Genomic DNA, 26,390 nt, shown 5'->3' with positions numbered 1-26,390 from the left:
AAGCAAGCTTATGATTATTTCATGGCGAATTGAGAGGAGGCTGCCCCGCAGCGTGAGCATGGCTGGCAGCCGGTCGCATGGTCGCGCTTTGGGTTCCCCAGCCTGGATGCTAAGGTTATCGGTGCATGACCCTCGCCAAGCCGGCATTTCCCGCGCCCGATCACGACCACGGCCGCTGCACCGCGGATGCGCTGGCGCATGCCGAGGAGGTCTGCGAGCAGCGCGCGCAGAAATTCACGTTGATTCGACGGCAGGTGCTGGGAGCGCTGCTCTCCAGCCACCGCCCGCTCGGTGCCTATGAGGTGATCGACGAACTCGCCAAATCGATGTCGCGGCCGGCGCCGATCACGGTCTATCGCGCGCTCGATTTCCTGATGGCCAACGGTCTCGTGCATCGCATCGAAAGCCGCAACGCCTACCTCGCCTGTGCCGCCCACGACCACGACGCGACCTCGGCGGTGGCGTTTCTGATCTGCGAGCGCTGCGGCCTGGTCGGCGAGATCCCGTCGGCGTCATTCGCCGGGGATCTCAATGCCGCGGCACGCAGCTCGGGCTTCGCTCCCAAATTGTCCGTGGTGGAGATCACGGGCGTCTGCACCCATTGTCAGAAAGCTGCATAAAGCAACAACGGCGCAAAGCCGGTTTCTTGGGAAGACATGTCCTCACCGCAAGCCAATCCATTCGCCGCACGTCCCCTCAGTGCCGGCGCCATCGCCCTGATGCTCATGCTGTGCCTGACCTGGGGATTCAACCAGATCGCGGTGAAGCTGGTGCTGCCGGACATCCCGCCGATGCTGCAGGCCACGATCCGCTCGGCGGGCGCGCTGCCGGTGCTGTTCATCATCGGCACGCTTCGCGGCGTCAGATTCTTCGAGAACGACGACACGTGGAAGCCGGGCCTGATCGCCGGGCTAATGTTCGGCATCGAATTCGTGCTGATTTTCCAGGGTCTGCGCCTCACCTCGGCCTCGCGCGCGGTGGTGTTCCTCTACACCGCGCCGTTCTTCGTTGCGCTCGGCTCCTACCAGGTGCTCGGCGAGCGGCTTGGCGCCTCGCAATGGCTCGGCCTTGCCATCAGCTTTGCCGGCGTCGCCCTTGCGATCGGCGTGCCGCAGCCAAATGTCGATTCGCATGTCCTGCTCGGCGATCTCATGATCGTCGGCGGCGCCGCGCTGTGGGCGGCGACGACGCTGGTTGCCAAGGGCACGCGGTTGCGGTTTGCCGCGCCCGAGAAGGCGCTCGGCTATCAGGTCGCCACCTCGGTCCCGATCCTGGGGCTGGCGGCCTGGCTGTTCGGCGAGACCATCACGCACACGCCGGCGCCGCTGTCGCTCGGCCTGATGGCGTTCCAGGCGATCTGGGTCGTTGGAACCACGTTCACGCTTTGGTTCGCGCTAGTGAAGGCCTATTCGGCCAGCAAATTGTCCGCTTTTACCTTCATCACCCCTTTGTTTGGCGTGGTGGGTAGCTATTTCATCATGCACGACACCCTAAGCTTGGCGTTCGGGGCAGCCGCTCTCCTTGTAATTGCTGGGCTTTTTCTGGTTAACCGTCCGAGCCAAACGGCTGCGGCGCCAGCTGATGCATTGCTGAACGTCACCAAAACCTGATATTTGGACCTCATGAACAAGCCCGAAACCACCATCGATTCCGACATCGCGGGACCCGCACCGCGCCATCATACCACCCAGGTCAAGGTCGGCGACGTCGCCGTCGGCGGCGGTGCGCCGATCGTCGTGCAGTCGATGACCAACACCGATACCGCCGACATCGACGGTACCATTGCCCAGGTCGCAGCGCTCGCGCGCGCCGGCTCCGAAATGGTCCGCATCACCGTGGACCGCGAGGAAGCCGCGGCCGCCGTTCCGCACATTCGCGATGGTCTCGCCAAGCGCGGCATCAATACGCCGCTGATCGGCGACTTCCACTATATCGGCCACAAGCTGCTCGCGGCCTATCCGGCCTGCGCCGAAGCGCTCGCCAAGTACCGCATCAATCCCGGCAATGTCGGCTTCAAGGACAAGCGCGACACCCAGTTCGCCGACATCATCGAGATCGCGAACAAGAACAACAAGCCGGTGCGCATCGGCGCTAATTGGGGCTCGCTCGACCAGGAGCTCTTGACCAAGCTGATGGACGAGAACGCCGCCTCCGCCAATCCGCGCGACGTGCGCGCCGTGACGCGCGAGGCCATGGTGCAGTCCGCGCTGCTCTCGGCCGCGCGCGCCGAAGAGCTCGGCATGCCCAAGAACCGCATCATCCTCTCCGCAAAAGTCTCGGCGGTGCAGGATCTGATCGCGGTCTATCAGGATCTTGCCAGCCGTTCCGATTACGCCATCCACCTCGGCCTGACCGAAGCCGGCATGGGCTCGAAGGGCATCGTGGCGTCCTCGGCCGCGCTCGGCATCCTCTTGCAGCAGGGCATCGGCGACACTATCCGCATCTCGCTGACGCCGGAGCCCGGTGGCGACCGGACGCGTGAAGTGCAGGTCGGCCAGGAACTGCTGCAGACCATGGGCTTCCGCACCTTCGTGCCGCTGGTTGCCGCGTGCCCCGGCTGCGGCCGCACCACGTCGACCACGTTCCAGGAACTGGCGCGCTCGATCCAGGATTTCATCCGCGACGAGATGCCCAATTGGAAGACGAAATATCCCGGTGTCGAGGAGCTCAACGTCGCGGTAATGGGCTGCATCGTCAACGGCCCCGGCGAATCCAAGCACGCCAATATCGGCATCTCGCTGCCGGGCACCGGCGAAGCGCCGGCCGCACCTGTCTTCGTCGACGGCAAGAAGTTCCGCACGCTGCGCGGCCCGACCATCTCCGCCGACTTCAAGGCGCTGGTGATCGATTATATCGAGCAGCGCTACGGCCAGGGCGCCAAGGTGCCGGTGACGGCGGCGGAGTAGTTTCACTCCGTTCGCGCGCCACACTCCGCTGTCGTCCCTGCGAACGCAGGGACCCATAACCACAGGGAGTGGTTTGGCGAAGACTCGGAGTTACCAATCTCGCGTCAAACCTCTCCCTGTGGTTATGGATCCCGGATCTGCGCTTACGCTTGCCCGGGACGACAGGGGAGTTTGCGGTGCAGATTGCACATCCACACGCGTGCGCTACCATGTCCCCAATCAAAATGATCGGGAGACACGCCATGAGCTCACTCGCCGGCAAGCAGGGCCCGCGCTACCGTCACACGGCCGAGGACGGTGCGCCTTACGAGACCATCGCGGTCGAAAAGCTCACACCCATCATCGGCGCGGAAATCTCGGGCGTCGATCTCGGTAAGCTCGTCGAGGGCGAAGCGCGCTCCAACCGGCAGATGGACGAGATCCACCGCGCGCTCGCGGAAAATCTTGTCATCTTCTTCCGCGATCAGCACATCACGCCGCAGCAGCACCTCGCCTTCGGCCGCAAGTTCGGCGAGCTGCACTTTCATCCGGCGGCGCCGCATGAGGACGAAGATCCCGCCTTGATGAAGATCTACGCCGACAAGAACTCGCCGCGGGCCAACGGCGAGGGCTGGCACTCCGACGTGTCCTGCGATCTCGAGCCGCCGATGGGCTCGATCCTTTACATCAAGCAATGCCCGCCGCGCGGCGGCGACACGCTGTTCGCCAACATGTATGCGGCTTACGAAGCTTTGTCGGACCGTATGAAGGCCTATCTCGATGGGCTCACGGCGCTGCACGACGGCGAGCCGATCTATCGCGGCCTCTATGCGAATTATGGCGTCGCCGACAGGCCGAGTTATCCGCACGCCGAGCATCCCGTGGTGCGCACGCATCCGGTCACCGCTAAGAAAGCGCTTTACGTCAACCGCGGCTTCACCCGGCACATCAATGGCATCCCCCGCGACGAGAGCGACGCGATGCTCGCCTATCTCTACCAGCACGCCGAAAACCCGCTGTTCCAATGCCGCTTCCGCTGGACCGAGAATGCCATCGCGTTCTGGGACAATCGCTGCACCCAGCACCGCGCGATGTGGGATTACTGGCCGCATACGCGTTCGGGCACCCGCGTGACGGTGAAGGGGGAGCGGCCGGTTTAGAAGCCGGCGTCGTAGGGTGGGCAAAGCGTAGCGTGCCCACCACTTCGGTTGTGATTGCGGAACGATGGTGGGCACGGCGCAAGAGCGCCTTTGCCCATCCTACGGCAGAATCTGTGCAGCTCCCACGTTGACGTCCTCCTCCTCCCGCGCCAATCTTCCCAAAAACAAATCGGGAGGATTTTCCATGCTTCGCGCAGAGGACAATAAATTCCTGACCGAATCAGGCACCGGAACGGGCATGGGCGAATTGTTGCGCCGCTTCTGGATCCCTGTCCTGCTCTCCGAAGAACTCCCGGAACCCGATGGCGAGCCGAAGAAGATCGTCGTGCTTGGCGAAGAGCTGCTCGCCTTCCGCGACTCCCGCGGCGTGGTCGGCATCATCGACCAATACTGCCCGCATCGGGGCGCCAATCTCTGGCTCGGGCGCGTTGAGGAATGCGGCATCCGCTGTGTCTATCACGGCTGGAAGTTCGACACCGACGGACGCTGCGTCGACATGCCGACCTCTTATCCCGATCTCAACGCAAAAGACCTGATCCGCATCAAGTCCTATCCGGTGCGCGAATGGGGCGAGATGATCTGGGCCTATATGGGTCCGCTTGAGGCCATGCCCGAGCTGCCCGACCTCGAAATGGCGCTGCTGCCGCCCTCGCATCGCTATGTCAGCAAGAAATGGCAGGACTGCAACTGGGTGCAGGCGTTGGAAGGCTCCATCGACACCGCGCATTTCACCTTTGCCCATCTCTCCTTCGACAAGGAGGAGAACGAGATCCTGGACATCAAGAAGCATTTTGTGAATCCGATCGCGCGGATGTCGAGCGATCACATGCGCTGGATCGCGGAAGACCCGCGTCCGGTGATCAAGATCAGCCCGCACGAGGCGGGGTTGACCATCGCGGGCGGCCGGCTGACCGGCGGCGACAACATCTATTGGCGCATCGCGCAGTTCCTGATGCCGTTCCACGCTTATGCGCCGAGCGCGATGCCTGGCGAGAACATCTTCGGGCAGACCTTCGTGCCGGTTACCGACACCAATTGCTGGATCTATACCTATGCCTGGAATCCGGAGCGGCCGCTGACGCAAGGAGAGCGCGACGCCTATGACCGCGGCAACGGCGTGATCGCGGAGGTCGACGACAATTACGTGCCGCTGCGCCACAAGGGCAACGACTACATGATCGACCGCAAGCTCCAGAAGACCCGAAGCTACACTGGCATCAAGGGCGTCTCCGAGCAGGACGCCGCCGTACAGGACAGCCAGGGGCCGATCGCCGACCGCACCCGCGAGCATCTCGGGCCGACCGATCTCGGCATCATGCATTTCCGGAAGGTCGTGATGGATCTGGCGCGCGCGCTCCAGCAGGGCGAGCCGCCGCCGCAGGCGGCGCACCAGGATCGCTACGCGGTGCGCTCTGGTGCCTGCGTGACCAGCAAGTCCAAGGATCTGCCCGCCGTGATGCTGGAGCGTTTTGGCGACGTCGCGGGCTTCGTCGGTCGTCCCAGGATCGCGGCAGCGGAGTAGAACTTGTTGCTAGGGCGCATCGTTGCAATTCTCCTCGGGTCGCTGGTTGCACTGTTGCTTCCGCCGATCGACGCCGGTCGTGCCGCCCCGGCTCCGAAGGTTGCGAAAGCGAGACCTAAGCCTTCGCCCCCACCAGCCAAATGCGAGGCGCCGAGATTCCGGATCGTGGTGGATGTCGGGCACACCCCGGACTCCTACGGCGCGCTCAGCGCGCGCAATGATCCGGAGTTCGGCTTCAATTTCGTTCTCGCAAAACTCATTACGGCGAAGCTCAAGTCCGAAGGCTTTGCGGCAACCCGCCTGCTCGTCACGGACGGCAAGGCGCGGCCGAGCCTGTTCAAGCGGGTCAGTGCCGCCAATGACGGCCGGGCCGATCTCTTCCTGTCGATCCATCATGATTCGGTGCCGGACAAATTGCTGGAGACCTGGGAGTTCGACGGCGCGAAGAGCTATTTCAGCGATCGCTTTTCGGGCCACTCGCTGTTCGTGTCGCAGCAGAACCCGCATTTCGCCGCCAGCCTGATGCTGGCCCGGATGATCGGCAGGCAATTGAAGGAGCAGGGCCTGCACTATGCCAGCCAATACACCCTGCCGCTGATGGGTCGTTATCGGCGCCAACTGCTCGACAAGGATGTCGGCGTCTACCGCTATGACGGGCTCGTCGTTCTCTCGCGGACAAGCAGTGCGGCTGTGCTGCTCGAAGCCGGCTCCATCATCAACCGCGACGAGGAAATGACAATGAACTCGCCGGAGAGGCAGGAGACGGTCGCCGGAGCCGTAGCGGCGGCAATAGGGGAGTTCTGCGCGAGGAGGTAGGCTGCTTCGCTGTCTCCACAGCCGTCATTGCGAGCGCAGCGAAGCAATCCAGAATCTTTCCGCAGCGGCAGTCTGGATTGCTTCGTCGCAAGGGCTCCTCGCAATGACGACGCCCTACAGCGGCACGCTCCGATACTCCCGGTTCGCCAGGCTCGCCTCCTCCAGATCGAGATCGCGCTCGATCCGGCGCCGTGTCTCGTCGGTGATCTGGCCGTCGCGCAGCAGGTTGTGAATGAACTTGCGTTCGGCGGCGATCAGGTCGCGGGTCAGCGCGGTACCTGCAGCGGAGACGTCGTGGTGAGTGGGATCGAGTGAATCCGGCAGCTGGTTGACACGGATCTCGTGGCGGGCGCGCAGCAGCCGCATCACCTCGTCAGAGACTTCCTGTTCCGCGGTCATTGCATCGAGCGACTTCAGCGCGGCGTCGAGCGCCTGGCGGCGGGCGGCGATCTCGGCCTCGTGCTCGGCGATGTGCTCGTTGCGGCCGGCCTGAGCGACACCGAGCCAGCGCACCACCGGCGGCAGCGTAAGGCCGACGCCGATCAGCGTGACGAAGATAACGCCGAAGGCTACGAACAGGATCAGGTCGCGATACGGAAAGGCTTCGCCGTCCGGCAGCGTGAACGGCAGCGCCAGCGCGGCCGCGAGCGACACCGCGCCGCGCACGCCGGTGAAGGCGAGCGCGAACGGCCATTGCCAGGGCGGCGACGGATCGCGCTGGCGCAGCGACTTGCTCATCATTCGCGGCAGATAGGTCGCGGGATAGAGCCAGGCGAAACGCGCGATCACGACGATCACCAGCACCACGGCGGTCGCGATCAGGATGTCGTCGAGCGGGAACGCCTTCGATTTCTCGTAGAGCGCGCGCATCTGGAAGCCGGTGAGCAGGAACAGCACACCTTCGATCAGGTAGATCACGAGGTCCCAGAAGAAGATGCCTTGCAGGCGTGTCGCCGACGAGATCAGCAACGGGCCGTTCCAGCTCACATAGAGGCCGCAGGCGACGGTCGCGATCACCCCGGAGCCGCCGAGATGCTCGGGCAGCCAGTAGGACACGTAGGGCGTGATCAGCGACAGCGTCAGCTCGACCTGCGGATCCCCGGACCATTTGCGGAAGCGAAGGGAGAGCCAACCGACGCCGATGCCGAACGCGATCTCGCTGGCGACAATGAGGAGGAACTCGCCGGCCGCGAGCGGCAGCGAGAAATGCCCGACCATGATGGCGGCCAGCGCAAAGCGGTAGAGGATCAGCGCGGTGGCGTCATTGGCGAGCCCTTCGCCTTCGAGGATCACCAGGAGGCGGCGCGGCATGTTGAGCCGGCGCGCGATCGCGAGCGGCGCCACCACGTCGGGCGGCGCGACGATGGCCCCAAGCAGGAATCCGATGGTCCAGGGTAGGCCGATCAGGTAATGCGTGGCGGCCGCCACCATCGCTGCGGTGAAGATCACCGCGCCGACCGCAAGCAGCACGATCGGGCGCAAATTGTTCCTGAACTCGCGCCAGCTCATGGCGACGCTCGCCGAGTAGATCAGCGGCGGCAGCACCATCAGCAGCACCAGTTCCGGCGGCAATTCCACCGGGGGCATGCCCGGCACGAAGGCGAGGCCGACGCCGGCCAGCATCAGCAGGATGGCAGGGGCGATGTTGAAGCGGCGTGCGGCCAGCGCCACGCCTGCCAGTACGGCGAGCAGGATGAGAAAGGTTTGAAACTTCGCTTCCATGATGGTCTGTCTTGACCCGGAAGCGGCCGCAACGTCAATGCGGCCGGGTTCAGGCGAGGCGCTCAGCCGCCATGCGGCCGATGCGCGCAAACGCCGCCTCGATCTGCGCCGGCTTCGGCGTGCCGCCCTGGGTATAGGCCGCGATCAGGATCGGCGTCTCGGGCTTGGGCCAGACGACCGCGATATCGCCCGAGGCGTCCTTGCCGTTGTTGCCGGTCTTGTCGCCGATGGTCCAGCTTGCGGGGAGGCCGCCGCGCAGCCGGTTCGCGCCGGTCTTGCAGTTCTCCATCCAATCCCTGAGAAGGGCACGCGAGGCCGGCGACAGGGCTTCGCCCACGACCAGGCGCCGCAAATTACCCGCCATCGCCATTGGCGTCGTGGTGTCCTGGGGATTGCCGGGCGGTGAGCGGTTGAGCTCGGGCTCATTATGATCGAGCCGCGAGGCGCTATCGCCAATCGACCGCCAGAATGTCGTGAGGGCAGCCGGCCCGCCGATCCGTGCCAGCAGCAGATTGGCGCAGGTATTGTCGCTGAGCTCGACGATCGCCTTGCACATCTCGGTGACGGACATCGTGCCCGCCGCGAGATTCTGCTTGGCGGCCGGCGCATATTCCAGCAAATCGTCCTTGCCGTACGGGATCATGGCGGTGGGCTGCTCCTCGCCGCGATCGATCCGTGCCAACACGCAGGCCGCGAGCGAGGCCTTGAAGGTCGAGCACATCACGAAGCGCTCGTCGGCGCGCCAGGCAAGCTTCTTGCCGGTTGCAAGGTTCTCCGCATAGACCCCGATCCGCCCACCGCTCTCGCGTTCGTAAGATTCGAACTCGGGCGGCGCCTCCACGGCAAGCGCGGGAGACGCGACCATCCAGCAGAGCGAGGCGAGCAGGGAGCGGCGATCAAGAGGCATGAGGATTTTCAGGCAGGTTGAGGCGCAAAATGGAGCGTGCGCTTCATCCGCATCGTCATTGCGAGCGCAGCGAAGCAATCCAGAGTCTCTCCGTGAAGGGGTTCTGGATTGCTTCGTCGCAAAAGCTCCTCGCAATGGACGAGCCGAGAGACTTACGCTCGCAATGATGGAGCATGGATATCGAGCGCGGCAGATATTGGGCGAACTTCGAGCAGCCGCTCACTCCCTGAGGTCATATCGGTACGACTTCGACACGATCTGCCAGCCGTCGGCGAGCTTCATCGCCACCAGATAGTCGGTGAAATAGCGCGGCGGCAATTGGCACCGGACCTTGATGAAGGCGGTCTTGTCGTCCGAGCGGTCGATGGTGACGACAAAATCCTCACGCGGCTTGCCTTCGGCCTTGGCGGAGGGGCGCTTGCGCACGCGGTCGAGCCAGTCGGGCACGGTCAGCACCTGCAGTTCGCCCTTCTCGACCCAGCGCAAATCGGCGGACGGATGGAAGATGGCGCCGAGCTTTTCGGCATCGCCCTCGTAAAGACCATCGAAATAGGATTGCACGACGGCTTCGACGCTCGAACGGTTCTGGCTCATGAGTCATCCTTTTGCATGATGCTTGGGGCGAACTTAGCCTTACGCATCAAAATGCGCTATGGGTGTGTCAGCCATTTGCGCCAGGGCTTGCCATGACCGGATCAGAAAATTCGAACGCTCGTATCCTGATCGGCGAATGCTGCTGCCGCGCCGTCCGGTTTGAGGTGGCCGACGAATTTTCCTATGCGATGAACTGCCACTGTTCGAATTGCCGCCGGACCACCGGCTCGGCCTTCAAGCCGTTCGCCGGCATCCCGCAGGACAAGCTCCGCATCGTGAGGGGTGACGACCAGCGGCTCATATTTGGCGACGACACCACCCATGACGTCCATTGTGGGCGATGCGGGTCGCTGCTTTATTCCCGGGTGCGCGACGGACAATGGGTCCATGTCGCCATGGGAGTCCTGGTCGATGCCCCTTCGATCCGGCCGAGCGCCCATATTTTCACAGCCTCGAAGGCGCCCTGGCACGAAATTACAGACCATCTGCCGCAATATCGGGGGCATATCGGTGAAGGCTAAGGGAAGTCGGCCTGACGTCGGCTTGGCAGCGAACCGCGACCGCGTTGGTGCGACAAACAACGGGGCTTTCGGGTAGTCGTCGATGCAGTCTTCGTGACCTCCATTGCAAGCATCGCCATCAGATCCTGCTAAAGCGGTCCCAAAGGGGGCTCGAACGCCCTGACGAGCCTGCCAAGCAGCTTCGCCTCGTCGTCCTGGATGCCTGCCGGGACGATCCGTTCGGCGGCCCCGGCAACGACGCCAATGCCGAGGTTTGTTGCTGAGGTTGGAAGTCTTCCTCTGTCCCTGCGCCCGTGCGCGATTGCGTACCAGGCAGGGACGACAGATTATGCCGAAATCGCGCTCGCGGCGATGTTCACCGTCAGGGCCAGCAAGGCCGTGTTGTAGATGAATGACACGATCCCATGCGCGGTAGCCGTGCGGCGGATCGTCTTGTCGGTGATGCCGACGTCGGAGACCTGCGCGGTCATGCCGATCACGAACGAGAAATAGACGAAGTCCCAATAGTCGGCGTGGTCTTCCTTGTCGCCGCTCGGGAATTGCAAGCCGCCCGGTTGGGCGCCGCGGTAATAATCATGCGCGTAATGCAGCGCGAAGGTCGTGTGCACGGCGGCCCACGACAGCACGATTGTGGTGATCGCGACGCTCAACTCCAGAACTCCGCGATGTTGCATGCCGAGTTCGGAGACGATCGCCGCGATGCTGGCGAAGGCGCCGGTCGCCGTCACCAGCAGGATCACGAAGCGGCCGTCGTCCTGCATCGCGGCGCCGCGGCGGATGTGCTGGTGGTCGTTGCACAGCATCATCGCATAGACCAGGACGAGATAGACCGCGATCAACGCATCCCAGCCGAACAGGAGCCGCGTCACCAGCCGGTACGAGCCCGGCAGCAGCAGGCTGACCAGGATGCCGGCCACGAGCGCGATGAAGGTCCGCGGCCGCGCATAGATCAGCCGCACCGGCCGCGACATCTTGCGGAAGCGGGCAAGGACGGGGTCTTCTTTGCCCTCGACCGCCATCGGTATGCGTCAGTTCTTCCGCTCGGCGACGAATCGCGCCGCCGCCTGCAGCACGGCGGCGCGGTCGCCGAAGATCGACACGGCGCTGTCGGCCCGGGCGAGCAGGTCACGCACGCGCTGCTTGGCGCCTTCGATGCCGAGCTGCGTGACGAACGTGGTCTTGCCAAGCGCGGCATCGGCGCCGGCCGGCTTGCCGAGCGCGGCGGCATCGCCTTCGACGTCGAGCAGATCGTCCGCGATCTGGAAGGCTTCGCCGAGCGCGCGGCCGTAATCGTCGAGCGCCTGATATTCCTTCTGCGAGGCCTGGCCGAGAATGGCACCGGCGATGCAGCCGTAGCGCAGCAGCGCGCCGGTCTTCATCTGCTGGATACGCGCGACGTCGATTGGCTCGTTGCCGCCAAAGCGGCCTTCGCCGGCGAGATCGAGGATCTGGCCGCCGACCATGCCGCCGATGCCGGCGCAGCGCGCCAGAGCGCGCGTCAAAAGCAGCCGCACATTGGCGTCGCGATGGATCTCGTCGCGGGTGACGATGTCGAAGGCGAGCGTCAACAGGCCGTCGCCGGCGAGAATCGCGGTCGCGTCGTCGGTGTGCTTGTGCAGGGTGGGGCGGCCGCGGCGCAGGTCCGAATTGTCCATCGCCGGGAGGTCGTCATGGATCAGCGAATAGCAATGGATGCATTCGAGCGCGGCACCCACGAGCAGGGCCGCTTCGCGCGGCACGCCGAATACGGCTGCGCTCTCGACCACGAGGAACGGCCGCAAACGCTTGCCGCCGTTCAGGCTCGAATAGCGCATTGCGTCCATCAGCCGCTTGGGCCGGGCGATCTCATCATGCAGGATGTCGTCCGACAGCAGGCGCCCGAGCAGGGCTTCGGTATCATCAGCGGTCTTGTCCAGACGTTTGGCGAAATCGGACGGGGACGTGCTGGTCATCAAGAAGGGCTCCAGAACTAAAATTCGGCGGGACAATCCTTTATGCGCCCGCCCCAGTCAATCGTCTGGAAGGCCTAAAAAGTGCTGGAAAAGGCCCGAATTATCACAGACTTAATGGCAGGATCCGCGGCTGCGTTTCATTTTGCGCCGGAAAGGCTGATTTGCGCATCGTCAAAATCCTTCTCCTGGTGCTCGCGGTTGCGCTGCTCGCGCCCTATGTGATCGCGCCATTCTACCGCACAGGCCATCCGGTCTCGACGCTGATGGCCTGGCGCTCGCTTCGCGGCGCGCCGATGCACAGGGAATGGATCGATCTGGCGGCGATGTCGCCCTATCTGCCGCGATCGGTGATCGCTGCCGAGGATGCCCATTTCTGCAAGCATCACGGTATCGACTGGGGCGCGCTGCGCGAGGCGATCGACGACGCAAAGGAAGACGGCACCGCCTTCCGGGGCGCCTCCACGATCACCCAGCAGGTCGCGAAAAACCTGTTTTTCTGGCAGGGCCGGGATTTCGTCCGCAAGGCGCTCGAATTCCCGCTGGCGCTCTGGATCGATCTCGTCCTGCCCAAGCCACGGATCCTGGAGATTTATCTCAACATCGCGGAGTTCGGTCCGGGAGGGCAGTTTGGCGTCGAGGCCGGCAGCGCCTATGCCTTCGGCAAGTCGGCCGAGGACCTCTCACCCCGAGAGGCGGCCCTTCTGGCCTCGATCCTGCCGAATCCGGCCAAACGCAGCGCTAAAACCCCCGGGCCGGGTGTCCGGCGGCTGGCCGCCACCTATATGGCGCGGGGCCAGGCGAGCTCGCTTGCGACCTGCTGGCGCGAAAATCGCTGATTTTGAGCCCATTCCGGGCGTATTTTCCGGCCCAAGAGCCTAGCTTTACGGCCAGCCTTCCTCTATAAGCCCGGCCTTGATCGGCATTCAGCTCGCCTCCTATTGCGGGTGCTGAGCCGTCCCTCCGCGGACGATGCCCTGATGACACCAATCCCTAGAGGATATTGAAATGGCCGTTCCGAGAAGAAAAACCTCGCCGTCGCGCCGTGGCATGCGCCGCTCGGCAGACGCCATCAAGAAGCCGACCTATGTGGAAGACAAGGACTCCGGCGAGCTCCGTCGTCCGCACCATCTCGACCTCAAGACCGGCATGTACAAGGGCCGGCAGGTCCTGAAGAAGAAAGAGTCCTGAGGTCAGGACCTTGCTTTGGGCAGGATGATCTGGCTTGCCTGATTTCGGCCCATCCATGAGATAGACGGTGACGGCGGCGGAGCGAATGCTTCGCCGCTGCATTGTTCTGTCCGGATATCATGATCGAGAGGCATTTTGCCGATGGTCGGTTTCCCGCTGCTTCTGATTCCGCTCGCGGTCTACAACATCATCGCCTTCCTGATGCCCAGCGTGTCCTTCTCGGACGTGCTGTTCAAGGTGCCGATGATCACGGGCGAGGCCTGGCCGGTCACGCTCGCCGATCTCCTGCTCGCGCTCGGCGTGGTGTTGCTGTTGCTCGAAGTGGTCAAGGGCGCGCGGCCCGGATCGAAGTTCCTGATGGACCACCTGCTGTCGCTGATCGTCTTTGGCGCGGCGGCGGCCGAATTCGTGATGTGGCCCAAGTTCGGCAACTCGACCTATTTCCTGCTGGTGCTGCTCGCGATGGCGGATTTCCTCGGCGGCATTGCCCAACGCACGCGCCGCCGCGTCACCTACGTCGCGGAGACGACGGTGCCGGCGCCGCGCAAGGCCAAGCGCCAGGTCGACGCGCCGGATGTGGTGTCCGAGCGCAAGTTCGAGCCGGTGATTGCGCCGCAGCCGGCACCGGTCGAGCCTCCCGCAGCCTCGGCGCAATCCGTCGCCGAATCCGTGCTGATGGATCATCCTGCGCCCAAGCCCGTGCAGGGCGCGTCTTCGCCAGAAATTCCCTCGCCGCAGCTTCAGCCGGGTAACGGCACGCCGCCGTCCTCCGACACGCCGCCGCGCTGACCCAGCGTCAAGCCACCTGCCGCGTCCTTGCGCTGACGCTTTGCAGCGGGCGCTTGCTGCCATAGGCCATCTGCGCGTCTTCGGGAGAGGCGCGGCGAAGCCGGCTCGTTTGGGGCAGCTGCTCGGCATTGGCGATGAGCTGGGCGACGAAGCTCGGATCAGGGCGCGGCGGCGGCGCCTTGTGCACCCATCGTAACGTCGGCATCAGCGGTACCAGGGCCGTGCCGGCCTGCCGCTCTACCTCTTCGATTCCATCCGCCGTCGCCATCGCAACACCGTTCATCAGATTGAGCTGGCGCGTTTTGGGACATCGGCGCCGGTGCACGTGATGGTCTCGCAAGGCCTATGCCGGTCGAGCTTAATTGGTTCCTGGGTGTTCTGGGAACGTGGTTTCCAAATTGTTTATCAACTTTGCCTAGGGTCGGAGACGAATCTGGCTCTATCCTGTGCCGGCCCAGGACTCCCTGCTGTTCCGAAACGAGGCGATTTTGACCCCTGCATTGCCGCAAGCCTCCGACATTCTGGCCGCGCTCGGTCAGGCCGTGTTCGCCTGGGATATCGCCAGCGATGCCATTGTCTGGGGTGATCAGGTCGCCAGCGTTTTTCCCGGCATTCCCGCCGAGCGGTTGGCGACCGGCGCCGAATTCGCCAAGCTGATCGAGCCCGGGCCGGCGCTGCGGACCGCCGCGCTGGCGCAGACGTCCGCCGTGCACGGCGCCGACGGCACGCCCTACCGGGTCGAGTACGGCGTTCGCATGAGCGCCGCCGATCCCGTGATCTGGATCGAGGAGACTGGCCGCTGGTTCGCCGGCCCCGACGGTCGCCCGGTGCGCGCGATCGGCTCGATCCGTATCAACAACGAGCGCCATGCCCGCGACGAGGAGCTGACCAAGCTGGCCCGGCTCGATCCGCTGACCGGCGAGCTGAACCGCTCCCACCTGATTGCGGCGCTGGCCGAGGCGATCGAGGAGACCACCCGCTTCCGCTCGACCGCGGCGTTCATGCTGGTCGGCATCGATCACCTCGCCCGCGTCAACGACGCCTTCGGCTTCGACGTTGCCGATGCCGTCATCCTCGACATCGCCAAGCGCATCCGCTCGCGCCTGCGCGGCGGCGACGTGCTCGGCCGCTTCTCCGGCAACAAGTTCGGCCTGATCCTGAAGAACTGCACCGTCGACGACATGAACGTCGCCGCCGAGCGCTTCCTCGCCGCCATTCGCGACGAGGTCGTGCCGACCAAATCCGGTCCGGTCTCGGTCACCGCCTCGATCGGCGCGGTCAGCGTGCCGCGCTATGCCCGCAACACCGACGAAGCCGTCAACCGCGCCCATGAGACGCTGGATGCCGCCAAGCGCCGCCGCGTCGGCTCGTTCGCCGCGTGGCGTCCGGATGCCGCACGCGACGCGCAGCGCCGCGTCAACATCCGCGTCACCGACGAAATCGTCACCGCGCTGAACGAGCGCCGCATCAAGCTCGCCTATGAGCCGGTGGTGGCGGCCGCCTCGCGCGAGCGCGCGTTCCACGAATGCCTGGTACGGATGGACCAGGGCGACGGCCACGTGCTGCTCGCGCCCGACATCGTGCCGGTCGCCGAACGGCTCGGCCTGATCCGTCTGGTCGATCACCGCGTGCTCGAGCTCGTGGTCGCCGAGCTCGCCGCCGCGCCCGATGTCAGCCTCAGCCTCAACATCTCGCCCGATACGACCATGGATCCGGATTGGTGGGCGGGAATCGAATCGCTGATGCTGGCCCATCCCGGCGTTGCCGAGCGGTTGATCGTCGAGATCACCGAGACGGTCGCGATCCAGGACATCGACGATGTCCGTGGCTTCGTCACGCGGCTGAAGAATTTCGGCAGCCGCATCGCCATCGACGATTTCGGCGCCGGCTACACCTCGTTCCGAAACCTGCGCAAGCTCGGCGTGGATATCGTGAAGATCGACGGCGCGTTCGTGCAGAACATCACCCATTCCGCCGACGACCGCGCCTTCGTGCAGACCCTGATCGACCTCGCCCGACGCCTCGACATCAAGACGGTCGCCGAATGGGTGCAGGACGAGGAAGCCGCAATCATGCTGCGCGACTGGGGCTGCGACTACATCCAGGGCCGCCTGATCGGGCTTGCCTCGGCCGAGCGGCCGTGGGGTACGGCGGCGGAGAACGCGCTGCCTGCGGCGGGCTAGCGTTCATCGATTCAATCGCGCGGCGGTCGGTGCGGCAATCCCGGTCAAACCGGGACATGCGACAATTCGTCGTTTGGTCGTGTGCCAAGAGGCGGAATTTGAGGGAGCAGAAAGCCGCTACGCCACGCGCCGGATCGTGGTCAGTGTCTCGATGGTGCGGCTGACCTCCGATGCGAGGCACGGCTTGCCGAAATAATAGCCCTGCACGGCAGTGCAGCCGCATTCGCGCACGAAATCGAGCTGCTCCTCGGTCTCCACACCCTCCGCCGTTGTCTCGACGCCGAGCACGGAGCCGAGGCTTGCGATGGTGCGGACGATGGCCACGCTCTCCGGGCTTTCGCCGAGCGTGCCGACGAAGGATCGGTCGATCTTGATGCGGTCGAACGGAAACTTGCGCAAGTAACTCAGCGAGGAATAGCCAACGCCGAAATCGTCGAGACTGACGCGTATCCCCAGCGCGCGGAGCTGGTGCAGGATCTCGATCGTCGCCTCGCTGTCGTCGAGCAGGGCCGTCTCGGTGACCTCGAGCTCGAGCCGCCGCGGCGGCAGACCGGCTTCAGCCAGCGCGCTCGTGACCATTGCCACTAGGCCGCGCGAGCGAAACTGCACCGGCGACAGGTTCACTGCGACGGTGACATCGGGCCAGGACACGGCGGTCGCACAGGCGCTGCGCAGCACCCATTCGCCGATCGGCACGATCAGCCCGTTTTCCTCCGCGATCGGAATGAACTCGGCCGGCGAGATGAAGCCGCGCGAAGGATGCTTCCAGCGCAGCAGTGCCTCGAAGCCGGTGAGCTCCGACGAATCGAGCCGCATCTGCGGCTGGAACACCAGGTGGAATTCGCGTGCCTCCAGCGCGCCGCGCAGATCCTGCTCCAGCGCGTGCCGGCTGCGCGCCTCTTCTTCCATCTCGGGCTCGAACAGCTGGTAGGCGCCGCGCCCCTTGGCTTTGGCCTGGTACAGCGCGAGGTCGGCGCACTTCATCAGTTCGTCCGCATCGAGCCCGTGATCGGGCGCGATCGCGATTCCGACCGAGGCGCCGACATGGATCGACTGGTTCTCCAGCGGCGGCGGGCGGCCGATGACCTCGACCAGTCGCCTGGCGAGCTTCTCCGCCGATTGCGGCTGCGGACCGCGCTGCAGCACGGCGAATTCGTCGCCGCCGAGGCGTGCGACGGTGTCGTGCTCGCCGACATTCTCCTTCAACCGCGCTGCGACCCAACGCAACAGGCGGTCGCCCGCGGCATGGCCGAGGCGGTCGTTGACGGTCTTGAAATTGTCGAGGTCGAAGCACAGCACCGCCATCGCGCCGCCGGCGATCGCGACCTGGTTCAGCCCCTCGCCCATCTTCTCGCGGAACAGCGCGCGATTGGGCAGGTCGGTCAGCGAATCGTGCCGCGCCATATGCGCCACCCGGGCCTGGGCCTTGTGACGCTCGGTGACGTCCTCATAGGTGACGACCCAGCCGCCTTGCTCCATGCGCTTGTGATTGAGCTTGATGATGCGGCCGTCGTTCAAATGCCGGTGCAGCGTGTGCTCGCCCTCACGCAGCCGTTCGACATAGTCGGCGTAGAGCTTGGCACCCGTCATGTTCGGATGGATGCCGAGCTCGCAGCTGTGCTCCATGATCTCGCGCATTGAGACGCCGGGCTTCACCATATCGGGCGAGAGGCCGTACATCTCGATATAGCGGCGGTTGCATACGATCACGCGCAGGCTCGCATCGAGCATGCACAGACCCTGGCTCATGTTGTTCAGCGCCGCGTCGAAGCGGCGGTACTGCTCGCTCAGCTCCCCGATCGCATGTTCCCGCTCGGTGATATCTTCATAGGTGGCGACGAAGCCGCCGTCTGCCAATGCGCAATAGCGTACCGAGAGCACGGTATCGTTGGACATGCTCCGCCGCATCGGCGAGCTATCGCGGTTAGCGATCCGCGCGCGGGCGGCTTCGAGGATTTGCCGAGGGCTATGCTCGGAAGCAAACGCCCCGTTCGCCATCGAACGCTCGATCAGCTCTGCGATATGCGTGCCGGGCCTGGTCTCCTCCGGCGATAGTCGGTAGAGCTTTCGGTAGGTGGTGTTGCAGACCCGAAGCCGCATGTCGCTGTCGTAGAAGGCGAGCCCATGCGCCATGTTCTCCAGCGCCGCATCGAGCATGACGTTCTGCTGCCTCAGCGTCTCCTCGTACTGCAGCCGCTCCGTGACGTCCTCGTGCACGGTCACCCAGCCGCCGTCGGGCAGGAAGCGGGAGACCGTCTGCACCATGCGTCCGTCATAACGCATCACCAGCAGGGATTTCGCCCGCCTGGCGCGCACGTCCTCCAATCTGGAATTATGGAATTCGTCGGCCGGCATGCCCGGTAAATTGCCCCGCGACACCCAATGGTCGAGCACCGTACGATGCGAGACTCCCGGCTTCACGATCCCGGGATCGAGGTCGTAGAGGTTCAGGAAACGTTCGTTGCAGACGACGACGCGGCTGTCGGCGTCGTACATGATGAGGCCGTGCGACATGTTGGCGAGCGCGTGCTGGCTGCGCTCGGTCTGCACGCGCAATTCCGCTTCGAGCCGGGCGAGGCGCGTGACATCGTCGCAGATCGTCATCCAGCCGCCGCCGGGAAGCGGCTTCAGTTCGAGCGACATGACGAGGCCGCTCGCTAGCCGCTGCTCGGTCCGGAACGGTTTTCCCCCGGCGATCTGGGCCATCCGCGCCGAATAGAGCGCGTCAAGCTCGCCTTCCGGAAAGTTGCCGCGTCCGGCGCTGTGCGCGAGCACCTCGCGGTAGCTCGTGCCCACCCGCACGATGTCGGCCCACATGTCGAACAGAGACAGGTAACGCTGGTTGACCAGCACGATCCGGTTGTCGGCGTCGTAGACGCAGACGCCCTGTTCCATGTGGTCGAGCGCAAGCTGGCTCAGCGCGACCAGGGCCTCAGGGGCCTGCTCGCGGCGTGCACCAAGCTCGTTGTCGCAGGTCGACGTCATGGGGATCGGCGGGATCTCGGCGAGCAATAGACTTAACGCAACCTAATTCAGCCACTGAGCGTAGCGAAGAGGCCGGAAAATTCCCTTAAGTGCCGTAGTTTACGGAGGGTGACCGGCGATGGAGAGAGTGTCGGAAATGAAGAGGTGCAAGCGAGAGCCGGCCGCCATCGTGCGGCAAACTCCGCTGTCGTCCCTGCCTAGCGCGCAATTGCGCACTAGGCAGGGACGACAGCTTAAGGCCCGTACAACACGAGTTCCGTATCCGTGAGATCGCCGAGCTGCGGCCGATGCGGGCCTTTGAAATATTTGCGGCCGCGACGCTCGGTATAAATACCGACGAGGCCGGGAATCGGGCCATCGGAATCGACCGCCACCGCGATCTTGCCAAGCCGAAGCAGCAGCCGGCCGATACGGCCTGCGCAGGCGGCGTATTCGGCAGCGCTGCGGCAATAGATCAGCTTCATCGCAGGCGGCGCGATGAAGCCGCGGCGGATGCGCACGGGTTGCAGAATGAAGGGAAATGTTCCCTGCGGCGAGCGGCAGACCAGACTGAGGCAATTGTATCGCGCATGCCGCGTCAGCAGCTCGGTTTCGGCTTCGGAAAGCCCCTCGATCGTCTTGGCGTGAGGCGAGACGACCTCGATATCGCTCCAGCGCGGAACGCGCGCCAGTGCAGGTACCGAGAAGAATATGCCGCGGCAATAGGCACGAAAGCCCTGGGTCTCAATGATCGGCCAGGTCCACGGCGCCGGGCTGATGTTGAGATAAGTCACGTCCTTGTGCCGCTGGGCGATCTTGGTCAGCAGCGGAGCGTAGTTGCGGTAGGCCGGATCGACATACCAGCTCGACAGGTTGCACTGAATGGCGGTCTCTTCGCCATTCCTGCGTTCCGTATAGATCAGCAGCAGCACGCCGACCGGCGTGCCGTCATTGTCGAGCATGTAGCCGAAGCGCGGATAGCCCTCCGGCACGGGCCGGAAGGCCTGCCGGCGCAGGCCTTGGATCCAATAATCGCGCGAGCGGCCCACGAAGCCGCGCGTCAGCAAGTCCGCAATCGCGTCTGCGTCGGACTCGGTGATCTCGCGGCATCGGACCTTGGTGTGGATCACGCTCGTTTTACCCGTGGAAATGACAGGCCTCGTTTGGTCTATTGTTTCAGCATGATCTTTTCGGAAAACCGCTTCGCACTTTTCGCTGACGCGGTTCTTCGGATCCGGATCATGCTCTTAGCGCCAGCCTTCGCCATGGGCGCCGACCGTCGCCGACGGCTGCATGCCCATGATCTCCCGCACCCCGGCGGGCCAGGCCGAAAGGTCGGTGCCGTGGGTGTGGAACATGGCGACCGCGAGCCGGTCCATGCCGAAAGCGACGCAGCCCGTGTGCGCCGGCTCGCCATTGGCGTCCCGAATGCCCCAGGTGGTGCCGAAATGCTCGCGGTGATAATTGAAGCTCATGCAGGCCGTCGGCTGCTCTTCCGAGCGCAGCGGAATGAGGAGCTCGAACTTGAGCTGCTGCTGCTTCTGGCTCACCGCCTTCATCTGGCCGACGCGGCCGAAGAACGGGTCGCTGGCATAATCGACGCGGAAGGTGAGGCCGAGGTCGGTCGCGATCTTCTGCGCCCGCACCATCCAGCGCTCGCGAAAATCGGCGACGTCGTCGGGGCTGCCGATACAGACATATTCGCGCATCCGGAACGATTGCAGCCGGTCGAGATGCTTTGACGGCTCACGGCGGAAGCAATCCGCTGCAACGTCGAAACGCAAACCACCCTTCGGCAGGGGGCCGCGGCTCGCCGCGATCGGATAGACCGGATAGCAGGCGGCGGGCGACAGCACGAGGTCGGCGGGCGACAGCGAGGTGGTCCAGTCGCCGCCGGCATCGAAGCGGCTCACCGCGGCGTTGATCTCGCGCTCGGTCCCGTGCAGGCCGCAAACGCAGCCGAGCAGGTTCGGAAAGCTCTTGAGGTAGCCGGATTTCTCCAGCTGAGCCCGGCTCATCACCGGCGGGAAGCGCATCACCTCGGTGACGGTCTCGCGATGGCCGGTGATCAGCGCGGCCAGCTTCTCGACGACGCCTTCATAGAGCGCAGTGCGGGCATAGACGCCGTCGGCACCCATCCGATGGAACAGCTTGTCGGCGAGATGATCGAGCGGATCGATCGTCTGCGGCGCGGTCGCGGGCGAATCGGGGAGGACGGCAATGTTCATGATTCGATATCCTGCTATCTCAAAATTGTTCTTGTTGGTTCAGTCGCCAAGCACTTAGTCGCGAAGGCTTGTCGGCACGCCGCTCATCAGCGTCGATGTCGCGGCATTGGCCAGAATGCGGTCGTTGTTGATCATGATCGGAGACGACAGCACGTCGCGGAGGTGCCGGCCCATGGTGAACTCGCCGTCGTTGCGGTAGCCGGAGAGGCCGGCCGTGCGCATCGCATGCATCACGGTCTCGACCGCGAGCTCGGAGGCCTGCACCTTCAGCAGCGTGATCGAGGATTGGAAGTCGAGCGAGCCGAGCGCGCGCTCGTCATGCTCGGCGCGCGCAAAGGCATCGACATTGGCCGACAACAGCGCGCGCAGTCTTGCCAGCGACATCTTGGCAGCGGTGAAATGGGCCGCGGCCGGCGGCATCTGGCCGCCTGAGCTGCGGGCCGCCTTACGGATGAAGGCTTGCGCGCGGGTCACGGCAGCTGCGGCGATGCCGGCCCAGGCCGACGACCAGCACAGATGCGCGAACGGCGTCATGGTCTGGGCGTGGATCTTGTCATAGGATTCCGGGAAGACGCGGTCGGCGGGGCAATCGACCTTCAGCTCGAACCCGGTCGAGCAGGTGCCGCGCATGCCGAGCGTTTCCCAGCCCAGCGTCCGCTTCAGCGAATAGTCGTCCTTGGCGAGTGCCAGCAGCACCTGGTCGGAGGCGGCGGCATCGGTGGCGCGACGGGCGATGGTGACGAGACCATCGGCCTCGGCGCCGTAGGAGATCACGGTGGCATCGCGCACCAGCGAGACGGTGTCGCCGGCGTGGTCGACGGCAGCGGCGCTGGCGCGGATGTTGCCGCCGTTTTGGCCTTCGGTGGTGGAGGAGGCGAGCAGCCACTGGTCGCGGGCAACCCGGCGCATCATGGTTTCCATCCACGGGATGCCGTGGCCGTGCCTGATGATGCAGGCGACCTTGGTCTGGTGCATCGCGTAGATCATCGCGGTCGAGGCGCAGGCGCGTCCGAGCGCGTAGCAGATGTCCGTGACGTCGTAGATGGAGGCGCCGAAGCCGCCGAACTCGACCGGGATCATGACGCCGAGCAGCTTCTGCTCGCGCGCGACCTCGAAAGCCTTGTGCGGGAAGCGGGCGTCGCGATCGACCTCGTCCGCGTCGGCCGCCGCCGCAGCGGCGGTCCGGGCGGCACGCTCGATCAGGGAGGGACCCTGCTCGAGGAAGCTCGTCTGCGTTTCGTCGACAGTGAGGACCACTTCACGCACGTTCATACTCGTCCGCCTCCGGTTTGCCGTTCGAGATCGCCGGCATCATTCGCGATGCCGCCGGCGATCCTCCGGTCATCTTTGCTTGTGAGACGAGGCTACGGATTTAATTCAAATTCGTCGATGAAATAGAGGGTAAACAAAGGCCAATTCCGAATGAACAGTTAAGGTCGGGTTGTTTGCACCACCCGATTTTCCAGCATCGCGTTAGGATTCTGGAAGAAGCCCGAATTCCAGACAATCTGAGTCATCGTTTACTAAGAAACGCGAAGTAATGGTGCTCTCCATTGCGGGATCGGCAGGCCATGCCCATTGTAGCCGGAAGCCGGTCCGATTTTTGACAGACAGACGGGAATTTGCCGATGCAGGCCTTTGATACCGAATTGCGCAATCGCATCATCAAGCTGGTGAAGGGCATCCTCGAACAGAATTCGCTCAGCGCCGACGTCACGCCGTCCGCCAAGCTGGTCGATGCCGGTCTGACCTCGATGGACATGGTCAATCTGATGCTCGGCGTGGAAGCCGAGTTCGACTTCACCATCCCGCAGTCGGAGATCACGCCGGAGAATTTCCAGTCCGTCGAGACGCTGGAGCGGATGGTGGCGACTCAGTTGCGGCTGGCGAACGCGGCTTGACTAGAGCCCCGATCTCTCCCCGGGTCGTCCCTGCGTTCGCAGGGACGACACCGTGTACGAGGTCCGCGCTTTGCCCCTCGCAGCACCAGCATCTTCCCACTACCCCCCGTTCCAAAACCGCCGCAAAACTGGCATAGCTTAGCCATCTCGCACGTGGCGGATGGGTGGAGCAGGCATGGCGCAGGCGGTATTGGGCATCATCGGCGGTTCAGGCATCTACGATCTGCCGGGCCTCGAGGGCGCGCGCGAAGAGGTGATCAGCAGCCCTTGGGGCGAGCCGTCGGCTCCCTTAAGGCGCGGCACCATCGCCGGCCTGCCGATCGTGTTCCTGCCGCGGCACGACAGGGGTCACCGGCTGTCGCCCTCCGACATCAACTATCGCGCCAATATCGACGTGCTGAAGCGCGCCGGTGTCACCGACCTGATCTCGCTATCCGCCTGCGGCTCGTTCAAAGAGGAGATGCCGCCCGGCACCTTTGTGCTCGTCGATCAGTTCGTCGACCGTACCCACAAGCGGGAGAGCTCGTTCTTCGGCAAGGGCTGCGTCGCGCATGTGTCGATGGCGCATCCGGTCTCGCCGCGGTTGCGCATCCACCTCGCCACGGCCGCCGAAGCGGAGGGCATCGCGATTGCGCGCGGCGGAACCTATGTCTGCATGGAGGGGCCACAATTCTCCACCTACGCCGAGAGCATGACCTACAAGACGCTGGGCTATTCCGTGATCGGCATGACCAACATGCCCGAGGCGAAGCTCGCACGCGAGGCGGAGATCTGTTACGCCACGGTTGCGATGGTGACGGATTTCGATTGCTGGCATCCCGACCACGATGCCGTCACGGTGCAGGACATCATCCGCGTCTTGACGTCGAACGCCGACAAGGCGAAGGCGCTGGTGGCGCGGCTGGCAAAGGATCTTCCGCGCGAGCACGAGCCGTGCCCGATCGGCTCGGACCGTGCGCTCGACACCGCGCTGATCACGGCGCCCGAGGCGCGCGATCCGGAGCTCCTTAGGAAGCTCGACGCGGTGGCGGGGCGCGTGCTGCGGGCGTGAGACGAAAGGCAGAATGCCATGAAGGTCGACGGCAGGCATTTCCGCAGCATCTGGCGCGAACGCGATGGCTGGTCGGTCGGCGCGATCGATCAGCGCCGGCTGCCGCATGAGTTCGTCGTCGCGAAGCTGACCTCATGCGAAGACGCAGCCGTCGCAATCCGCGACATGCTGGTGCGCGGCGCGCCGCTGATCGGCGCGACCGCGGCCTATGGCATGGCGCTCGCCATGCGCGAGGACGCCTCCGACGCCGGCCTGAAGCGTGCTTACGACACGCTCGTGGTGGCGCGGCCGACAGCGATCAATCTGAAATGGGCGCTGGACGAGATGCGCGCGACGCTTGCGCCGATCGACCCGCTCGAGCGGGCCGAGGTAGCCTACGCGCGCGCTGACGAGATCGTCGAGCAGGATGTCGAGATCAATCGTGGCATCGCCGACAACGGCCTGAAGCTGATCGAGGCGATCGCAGCGAAGAAGCCGGGCGAGACGGTCAACGTGCTGACCCATTGCAATGCCGGCTGGCTCGCTACGGTCGACTGGGGGACCGCGACGGCGCCGATCTATCTTGCGCATGAGCGCGGCATCAAGATCCATGTCTGGGTCGACGAGACGCGTCCGCGCAATCAGGGCGCCTCGCTCACCGCCTGGGAGCTCGGTCATCACGGCGTGCCGCACACGGTGATCCCGGACAACACCGGCGGCCACCTGATGCAGCACGGCTTGGTCGATCTCGCCATCGTCGGCACCGACCGCGTCGCCGCCAATGGCGACGTCTGCAACAAGATCGGCACCTATCTCAAGGCGCTGGCCGCGCACGACAATAACGTGCCGTTCTACGTCGCGCTGCCCTCGCCGACGATCGATTTCGCCGTCCATGACGGCATTCGCGACATCCCGATCGAGCAGCGCAGCGGCGCTGAGGTTACCGATATGACCGGCCGCACCGCGGACGGCCGGCTGGAGACGGTGCGCATCGTGCCCGAGGGCTCGCCGGTCGCGAACTATGCCTTCGACGTGACGCCGGCGCGGCTTGTCACCGGCCTCATCACCGAGCGCGGCGTGCTCAAGCCCGATCGTGCCGCGCTGGCGGCGGCATTCCCGGAGCGCATCGCGTCCGCGGCGAAATAGCTCTCGTAGGGTGGACAAAGGCGCGGAAGCGCCGTGCCCACCACCTGCTTGTGGTGGGCACGCTTCGCTTCGCCCACCCTACAGCCCGTCGACCTGCCAGGCGAGATCGTTCCCACCATCATTGCGAGGAGCCCTTGCGACGAAGCAATCCAGACTGTCGCCGTGGCGGGATTCTGGATTGCTTCGCTTCGCTCGCAATGACGAGGAACGACTACCCCAGCTTCAGGCCTGTCGCCTTTTCAAGCTCGGCGATCGCCTGCGCGCCACTGGTCACCTTGATCGTGGTCATGCCCATCTCGCGCGCGGGCTTCAGATTGACGCCGAGATCGTCGAGATAGACGCAGTTGTCCGGATCGACCTTCAGCGTCTCCACCATCATCTTGTAGATGCGCGGGTCAGGCTTGCGCAGGCCGATCTTGGCGGATTCGATCACGTGATCGAACAGCACCATGACCTCGGCGATATAAAGCGATCGCCCCGTCATGCTGCCAATGGCATTGGCCGGCAGATTGTTGGTAATGCAGCCGGTCTTGAATTGCGCCTTGATGCGCTTCAAGGCCTCGACCATCTCGGGGCGGAGGTCGCCCTGCAGCAGCGGCAGCACCTCGCGGCCGCGCACCTCAGCGCCGAGTGCCAGCGATTCCTCGGCAAACAGACGATCGAACGTCTCGATATCGACCTCGGCGCGCTCGAACCTGGCCCAGGCGTTTTCCAGATGGTTGGCGGCGTTGGTGCGCCGGATGATATCGACGGGCAGGCCGCGCGCCGTCTCGAACCGCGCGAACGCCTCGAACGGCGAGCTCGTCAGCACGCCGCCAAAATCAAAGATCACAGCCTCGATCGCCACTATCCTGCCCTCGTCAATTCCTTTCCAAGACGGCT

General features: G+C 64.4%; 25 protein-coding genes. 14 read left to right on the top strand and 11 right to left on the bottom strand.

All coding sequences use genetic code 11. The annotated features are described in order from the left end of the window. Window positions 1-125 precede the first annotated feature (125 nt). From XH84_RS18735 to XH84_RS18710, 6 genes are all read left to right on the top strand, one after another. Window positions 126-620, top strand: a complete 495-nt coding sequence (locus tag XH84_RS18735; RefSeq protein WP_128922802.1) for a Fur family transcriptional regulator — start codon at window positions 126-128, stop codon at window positions 618-620. A 36-nt stretch (window positions 621-656) separates the two neighbouring features. Continuing rightward, a complete protein-coding gene (locus tag XH84_RS18730; protein WP_128922803.1) occupies window positions 657-1,610 on the top strand; it encodes a DMT family transporter in 954 nt (317 codons plus the stop codon). Window positions 1,611-1,622: 12 nt separating this feature from the next. Beyond that, window positions 1,623-2,906, top strand: a complete 1,284-nt coding sequence (gene ispG, locus XH84_RS18725; RefSeq protein ID WP_128922804.1) for a flavodoxin-dependent (E)-4-hydroxy-3-methylbut-2-enyl-diphosphate synthase — start codon at window positions 1,623-1,625, stop codon at window positions 2,904-2,906. A gap of 242 nt (window positions 2,907-3,148) precedes the next feature. Then, window positions 3,149-4,045, top strand: a complete 897-nt coding sequence (locus tag XH84_RS18720) for a TauD/TfdA dioxygenase family protein (protein WP_164936669.1) — start codon at window positions 3,149-3,151, stop codon at window positions 4,043-4,045. A 184-nt stretch (window positions 4,046-4,229) separates the two neighbouring features. Next, the gene (locus XH84_RS18715) at window positions 4,230-5,567 is read left to right on the top strand and encodes a Rieske 2Fe-2S domain-containing protein (protein WP_128922806.1); all 1,338 of its coding nucleotides are present in this window, start codon (window positions 4,230-4,232) and stop codon (window positions 5,565-5,567) included. Between the two features lie 18 nt (window positions 5,568-5,585). Then, a complete protein-coding gene (locus XH84_RS18710) occupies window positions 5,586-6,383 on the top strand; it encodes an N-acetylmuramoyl-L-alanine amidase (protein WP_430641925.1) in 798 nt (265 codons plus the stop codon). Window positions 6,384-6,497: 114 nt separating this feature from the next. Here the strand turns inward: XH84_RS18710 and XH84_RS18705 are convergent, their stop codons facing one another. From XH84_RS18705 to XH84_RS18695, 3 genes are all read right to left on the bottom strand, one after another. After that, the gene (locus XH84_RS18705) at window positions 6,498-8,105 is read right to left on the bottom strand and encodes a Na+/H+ antiporter (protein WP_164936671.1); all 1,608 of its coding nucleotides are present in this window, start codon (window positions 8,103-8,105) and stop codon (window positions 6,498-6,500) included. A gap of 49 nt (window positions 8,106-8,154) precedes the next feature. After that, the gene (gene bla, locus XH84_RS18700; protein ID WP_128922807.1) at window positions 8,155-9,012 is read right to left on the bottom strand and encodes a class A beta-lactamase; all 858 of its coding nucleotides are present in this window, start codon (window positions 9,010-9,012) and stop codon (window positions 8,155-8,157) included. Window positions 9,013-9,231: 219 nt separating this feature from the next. After that, complete coding sequence (locus XH84_RS18695; RefSeq protein ID WP_128922808.1) at window positions 9,232-9,606, bottom strand: nuclear transport factor 2 family protein; 375 nt, start codon at window positions 9,604-9,606, stop codon at window positions 9,232-9,234. A 92-nt stretch (window positions 9,607-9,698) separates the two neighbouring features. On the opposite strand from XH84_RS18695, the gene XH84_RS18690 reads away from it, so the two are divergent. Then, window positions 9,699-10,127 (top strand): GFA family protein, encoded by a 429-nt coding sequence (locus XH84_RS18690; RefSeq protein ID WP_128922809.1) that lies wholly within the window; start codon window positions 9,699-9,701, stop codon window positions 10,125-10,127. Window positions 10,128-10,453: 326 nt separating this feature from the next. On the opposite strand, the gene XH84_RS18685 is transcribed toward XH84_RS18690, so the two are convergent. Both XH84_RS18685 and XH84_RS18680 read right to left on the bottom strand, forming a co-directional pair. Beyond that, window positions 10,454-11,146, bottom strand: coding sequence for a DUF1345 domain-containing protein (locus XH84_RS18685; RefSeq protein WP_128922810.1), 693 nt, complete (start codon window positions 11,144-11,146; stop codon window positions 10,454-10,456). A gap of 9 nt (window positions 11,147-11,155) precedes the next feature. After that, window positions 11,156-12,079, bottom strand: a complete 924-nt coding sequence (locus XH84_RS18680) for a polyprenyl synthetase family protein (RefSeq protein ID WP_128922811.1) — start codon at window positions 12,077-12,079, stop codon at window positions 11,156-11,158. Between the two features lie 161 nt (window positions 12,080-12,240). Between XH84_RS18680 and mtgA the strand changes: the two genes are divergently transcribed. The 3 genes from mtgA (at window position 12,241) to XH84_RS18665 (ending at window position 14,056) form a co-directional block, all read left to right on the top strand. Continuing rightward, a complete protein-coding gene (gene mtgA, locus XH84_RS18675; RefSeq protein WP_128922812.1) occupies window positions 12,241-12,915 on the top strand; it encodes a monofunctional biosynthetic peptidoglycan transglycosylase in 675 nt (224 codons plus the stop codon). A 169-nt stretch (window positions 12,916-13,084) separates the two neighbouring features. After that, window positions 13,085-13,267 carry a 50S ribosomal protein L32 gene (gene rpmF / locus XH84_RS18670; RefSeq protein ID WP_007598106.1) on the top strand — a complete coding sequence of 61 codons (183 nt, stop codon included), beginning with the start codon at window positions 13,085-13,087 and terminating at the stop codon, window positions 13,265-13,267. Between the two features lie 141 nt (window positions 13,268-13,408). Continuing rightward, a complete protein-coding gene (locus XH84_RS18665) occupies window positions 13,409-14,056 on the top strand; it encodes a hypothetical protein (protein WP_128922813.1) in 648 nt (215 codons plus the stop codon). Between the two features lie 7 nt (window positions 14,057-14,063). Here XH84_RS18665 and XH84_RS18660 read toward each other — a convergent pair whose 3' ends face one another. Further along, window positions 14,064-14,324 (bottom strand): hypothetical protein, encoded by a 261-nt coding sequence (locus XH84_RS18660; protein WP_128923015.1) that lies wholly within the window; start codon window positions 14,322-14,324, stop codon window positions 14,064-14,066. A gap of 220 nt (window positions 14,325-14,544) precedes the next feature. On the opposite strand from XH84_RS18660, the gene XH84_RS18655 reads away from it, so the two are divergent. After that, window positions 14,545-16,239, top strand: coding sequence for a bifunctional diguanylate cyclase/phosphodiesterase (locus XH84_RS18655; protein ID WP_164936672.1), 1,695 nt, complete (start codon window positions 14,545-14,547; stop codon window positions 16,237-16,239). Between the two features lie 117 nt (window positions 16,240-16,356). Here XH84_RS18655 and XH84_RS18650 read toward each other — a convergent pair whose 3' ends face one another. The 4 genes from XH84_RS18650 to XH84_RS18635 form a co-directional block, all read right to left on the bottom strand. Then, window positions 16,357-19,224: a PAS-domain containing protein gene (locus XH84_RS18650; RefSeq protein WP_128922815.1), complete on the bottom strand. Its 2,868-nt coding sequence runs from the start codon at window positions 19,222-19,224 to the stop codon at window positions 16,357-16,359. A gap of 233 nt (window positions 19,225-19,457) precedes the next feature. After that, complete coding sequence (locus XH84_RS18645; protein WP_128922816.1) at window positions 19,458-20,333, bottom strand: acyl-CoA acyltransferase; 876 nt, start codon at window positions 20,331-20,333, stop codon at window positions 19,458-19,460. Between the two features lie 117 nt (window positions 20,334-20,450). Next, window positions 20,451-21,431: an amino acid--[acyl-carrier-protein] ligase gene (locus XH84_RS18640; RefSeq protein ID WP_128922817.1), complete on the bottom strand. Its 981-nt coding sequence runs from the start codon at window positions 21,429-21,431 to the stop codon at window positions 20,451-20,453. A gap of 54 nt (window positions 21,432-21,485) precedes the next feature. Next, complete coding sequence (locus tag XH84_RS18635; protein WP_128922818.1) at window positions 21,486-22,703, bottom strand: acyl-CoA dehydrogenase family protein; 1,218 nt, start codon at window positions 22,701-22,703, stop codon at window positions 21,486-21,488. A 356-nt stretch (window positions 22,704-23,059) separates the two neighbouring features. On the opposite strand from XH84_RS18635, the gene XH84_RS18630 reads away from it, so the two are divergent. From XH84_RS18630 to mtnA, 3 genes are all read left to right on the top strand, one after another. Beyond that, entirely contained in the window at window positions 23,060-23,332 is a 273-nt protein-coding gene (locus tag XH84_RS18630) for a phosphopantetheine-binding protein (RefSeq protein WP_128922819.1), read from the top strand. A gap of 175 nt (window positions 23,333-23,507) precedes the next feature. Further along, window positions 23,508-24,383, top strand: a complete 876-nt coding sequence (locus XH84_RS18625; RefSeq protein WP_128922820.1) for an S-methyl-5'-thioadenosine phosphorylase — start codon at window positions 23,508-23,510, stop codon at window positions 24,381-24,383. 18 nt (window positions 24,384-24,401) lie between these two features. Beyond that, the gene (gene mtnA / locus XH84_RS18620) at window positions 24,402-25,508 is read left to right on the top strand and encodes an S-methyl-5-thioribose-1-phosphate isomerase (RefSeq protein WP_128922821.1); all 1,107 of its coding nucleotides are present in this window, start codon (window positions 24,402-24,404) and stop codon (window positions 25,506-25,508) included. A 211-nt stretch (window positions 25,509-25,719) separates the two neighbouring features. On the opposite strand, the gene XH84_RS18615 is transcribed toward mtnA, so the two are convergent. Next, window positions 25,720-26,355, bottom strand: coding sequence for an HAD-IA family hydrolase (locus XH84_RS18615; protein ID WP_164936673.1), 636 nt, complete (start codon window positions 26,353-26,355; stop codon window positions 25,720-25,722). Between the last annotated feature and the right edge of the window lie 35 nt (window positions 26,356-26,390).

The sequence above is a fragment of the Bradyrhizobium nanningense genome (assembly GCF_004114535.1).
Lineage (GTDB): Bacteria > Pseudomonadota > Alphaproteobacteria > Rhizobiales > Xanthobacteraceae > Bradyrhizobium > Bradyrhizobium nanningense.
Note: the sequence above shows the minus strand (reverse complement) of the source record. Positions and strands in the feature narration are given on the sequence as shown.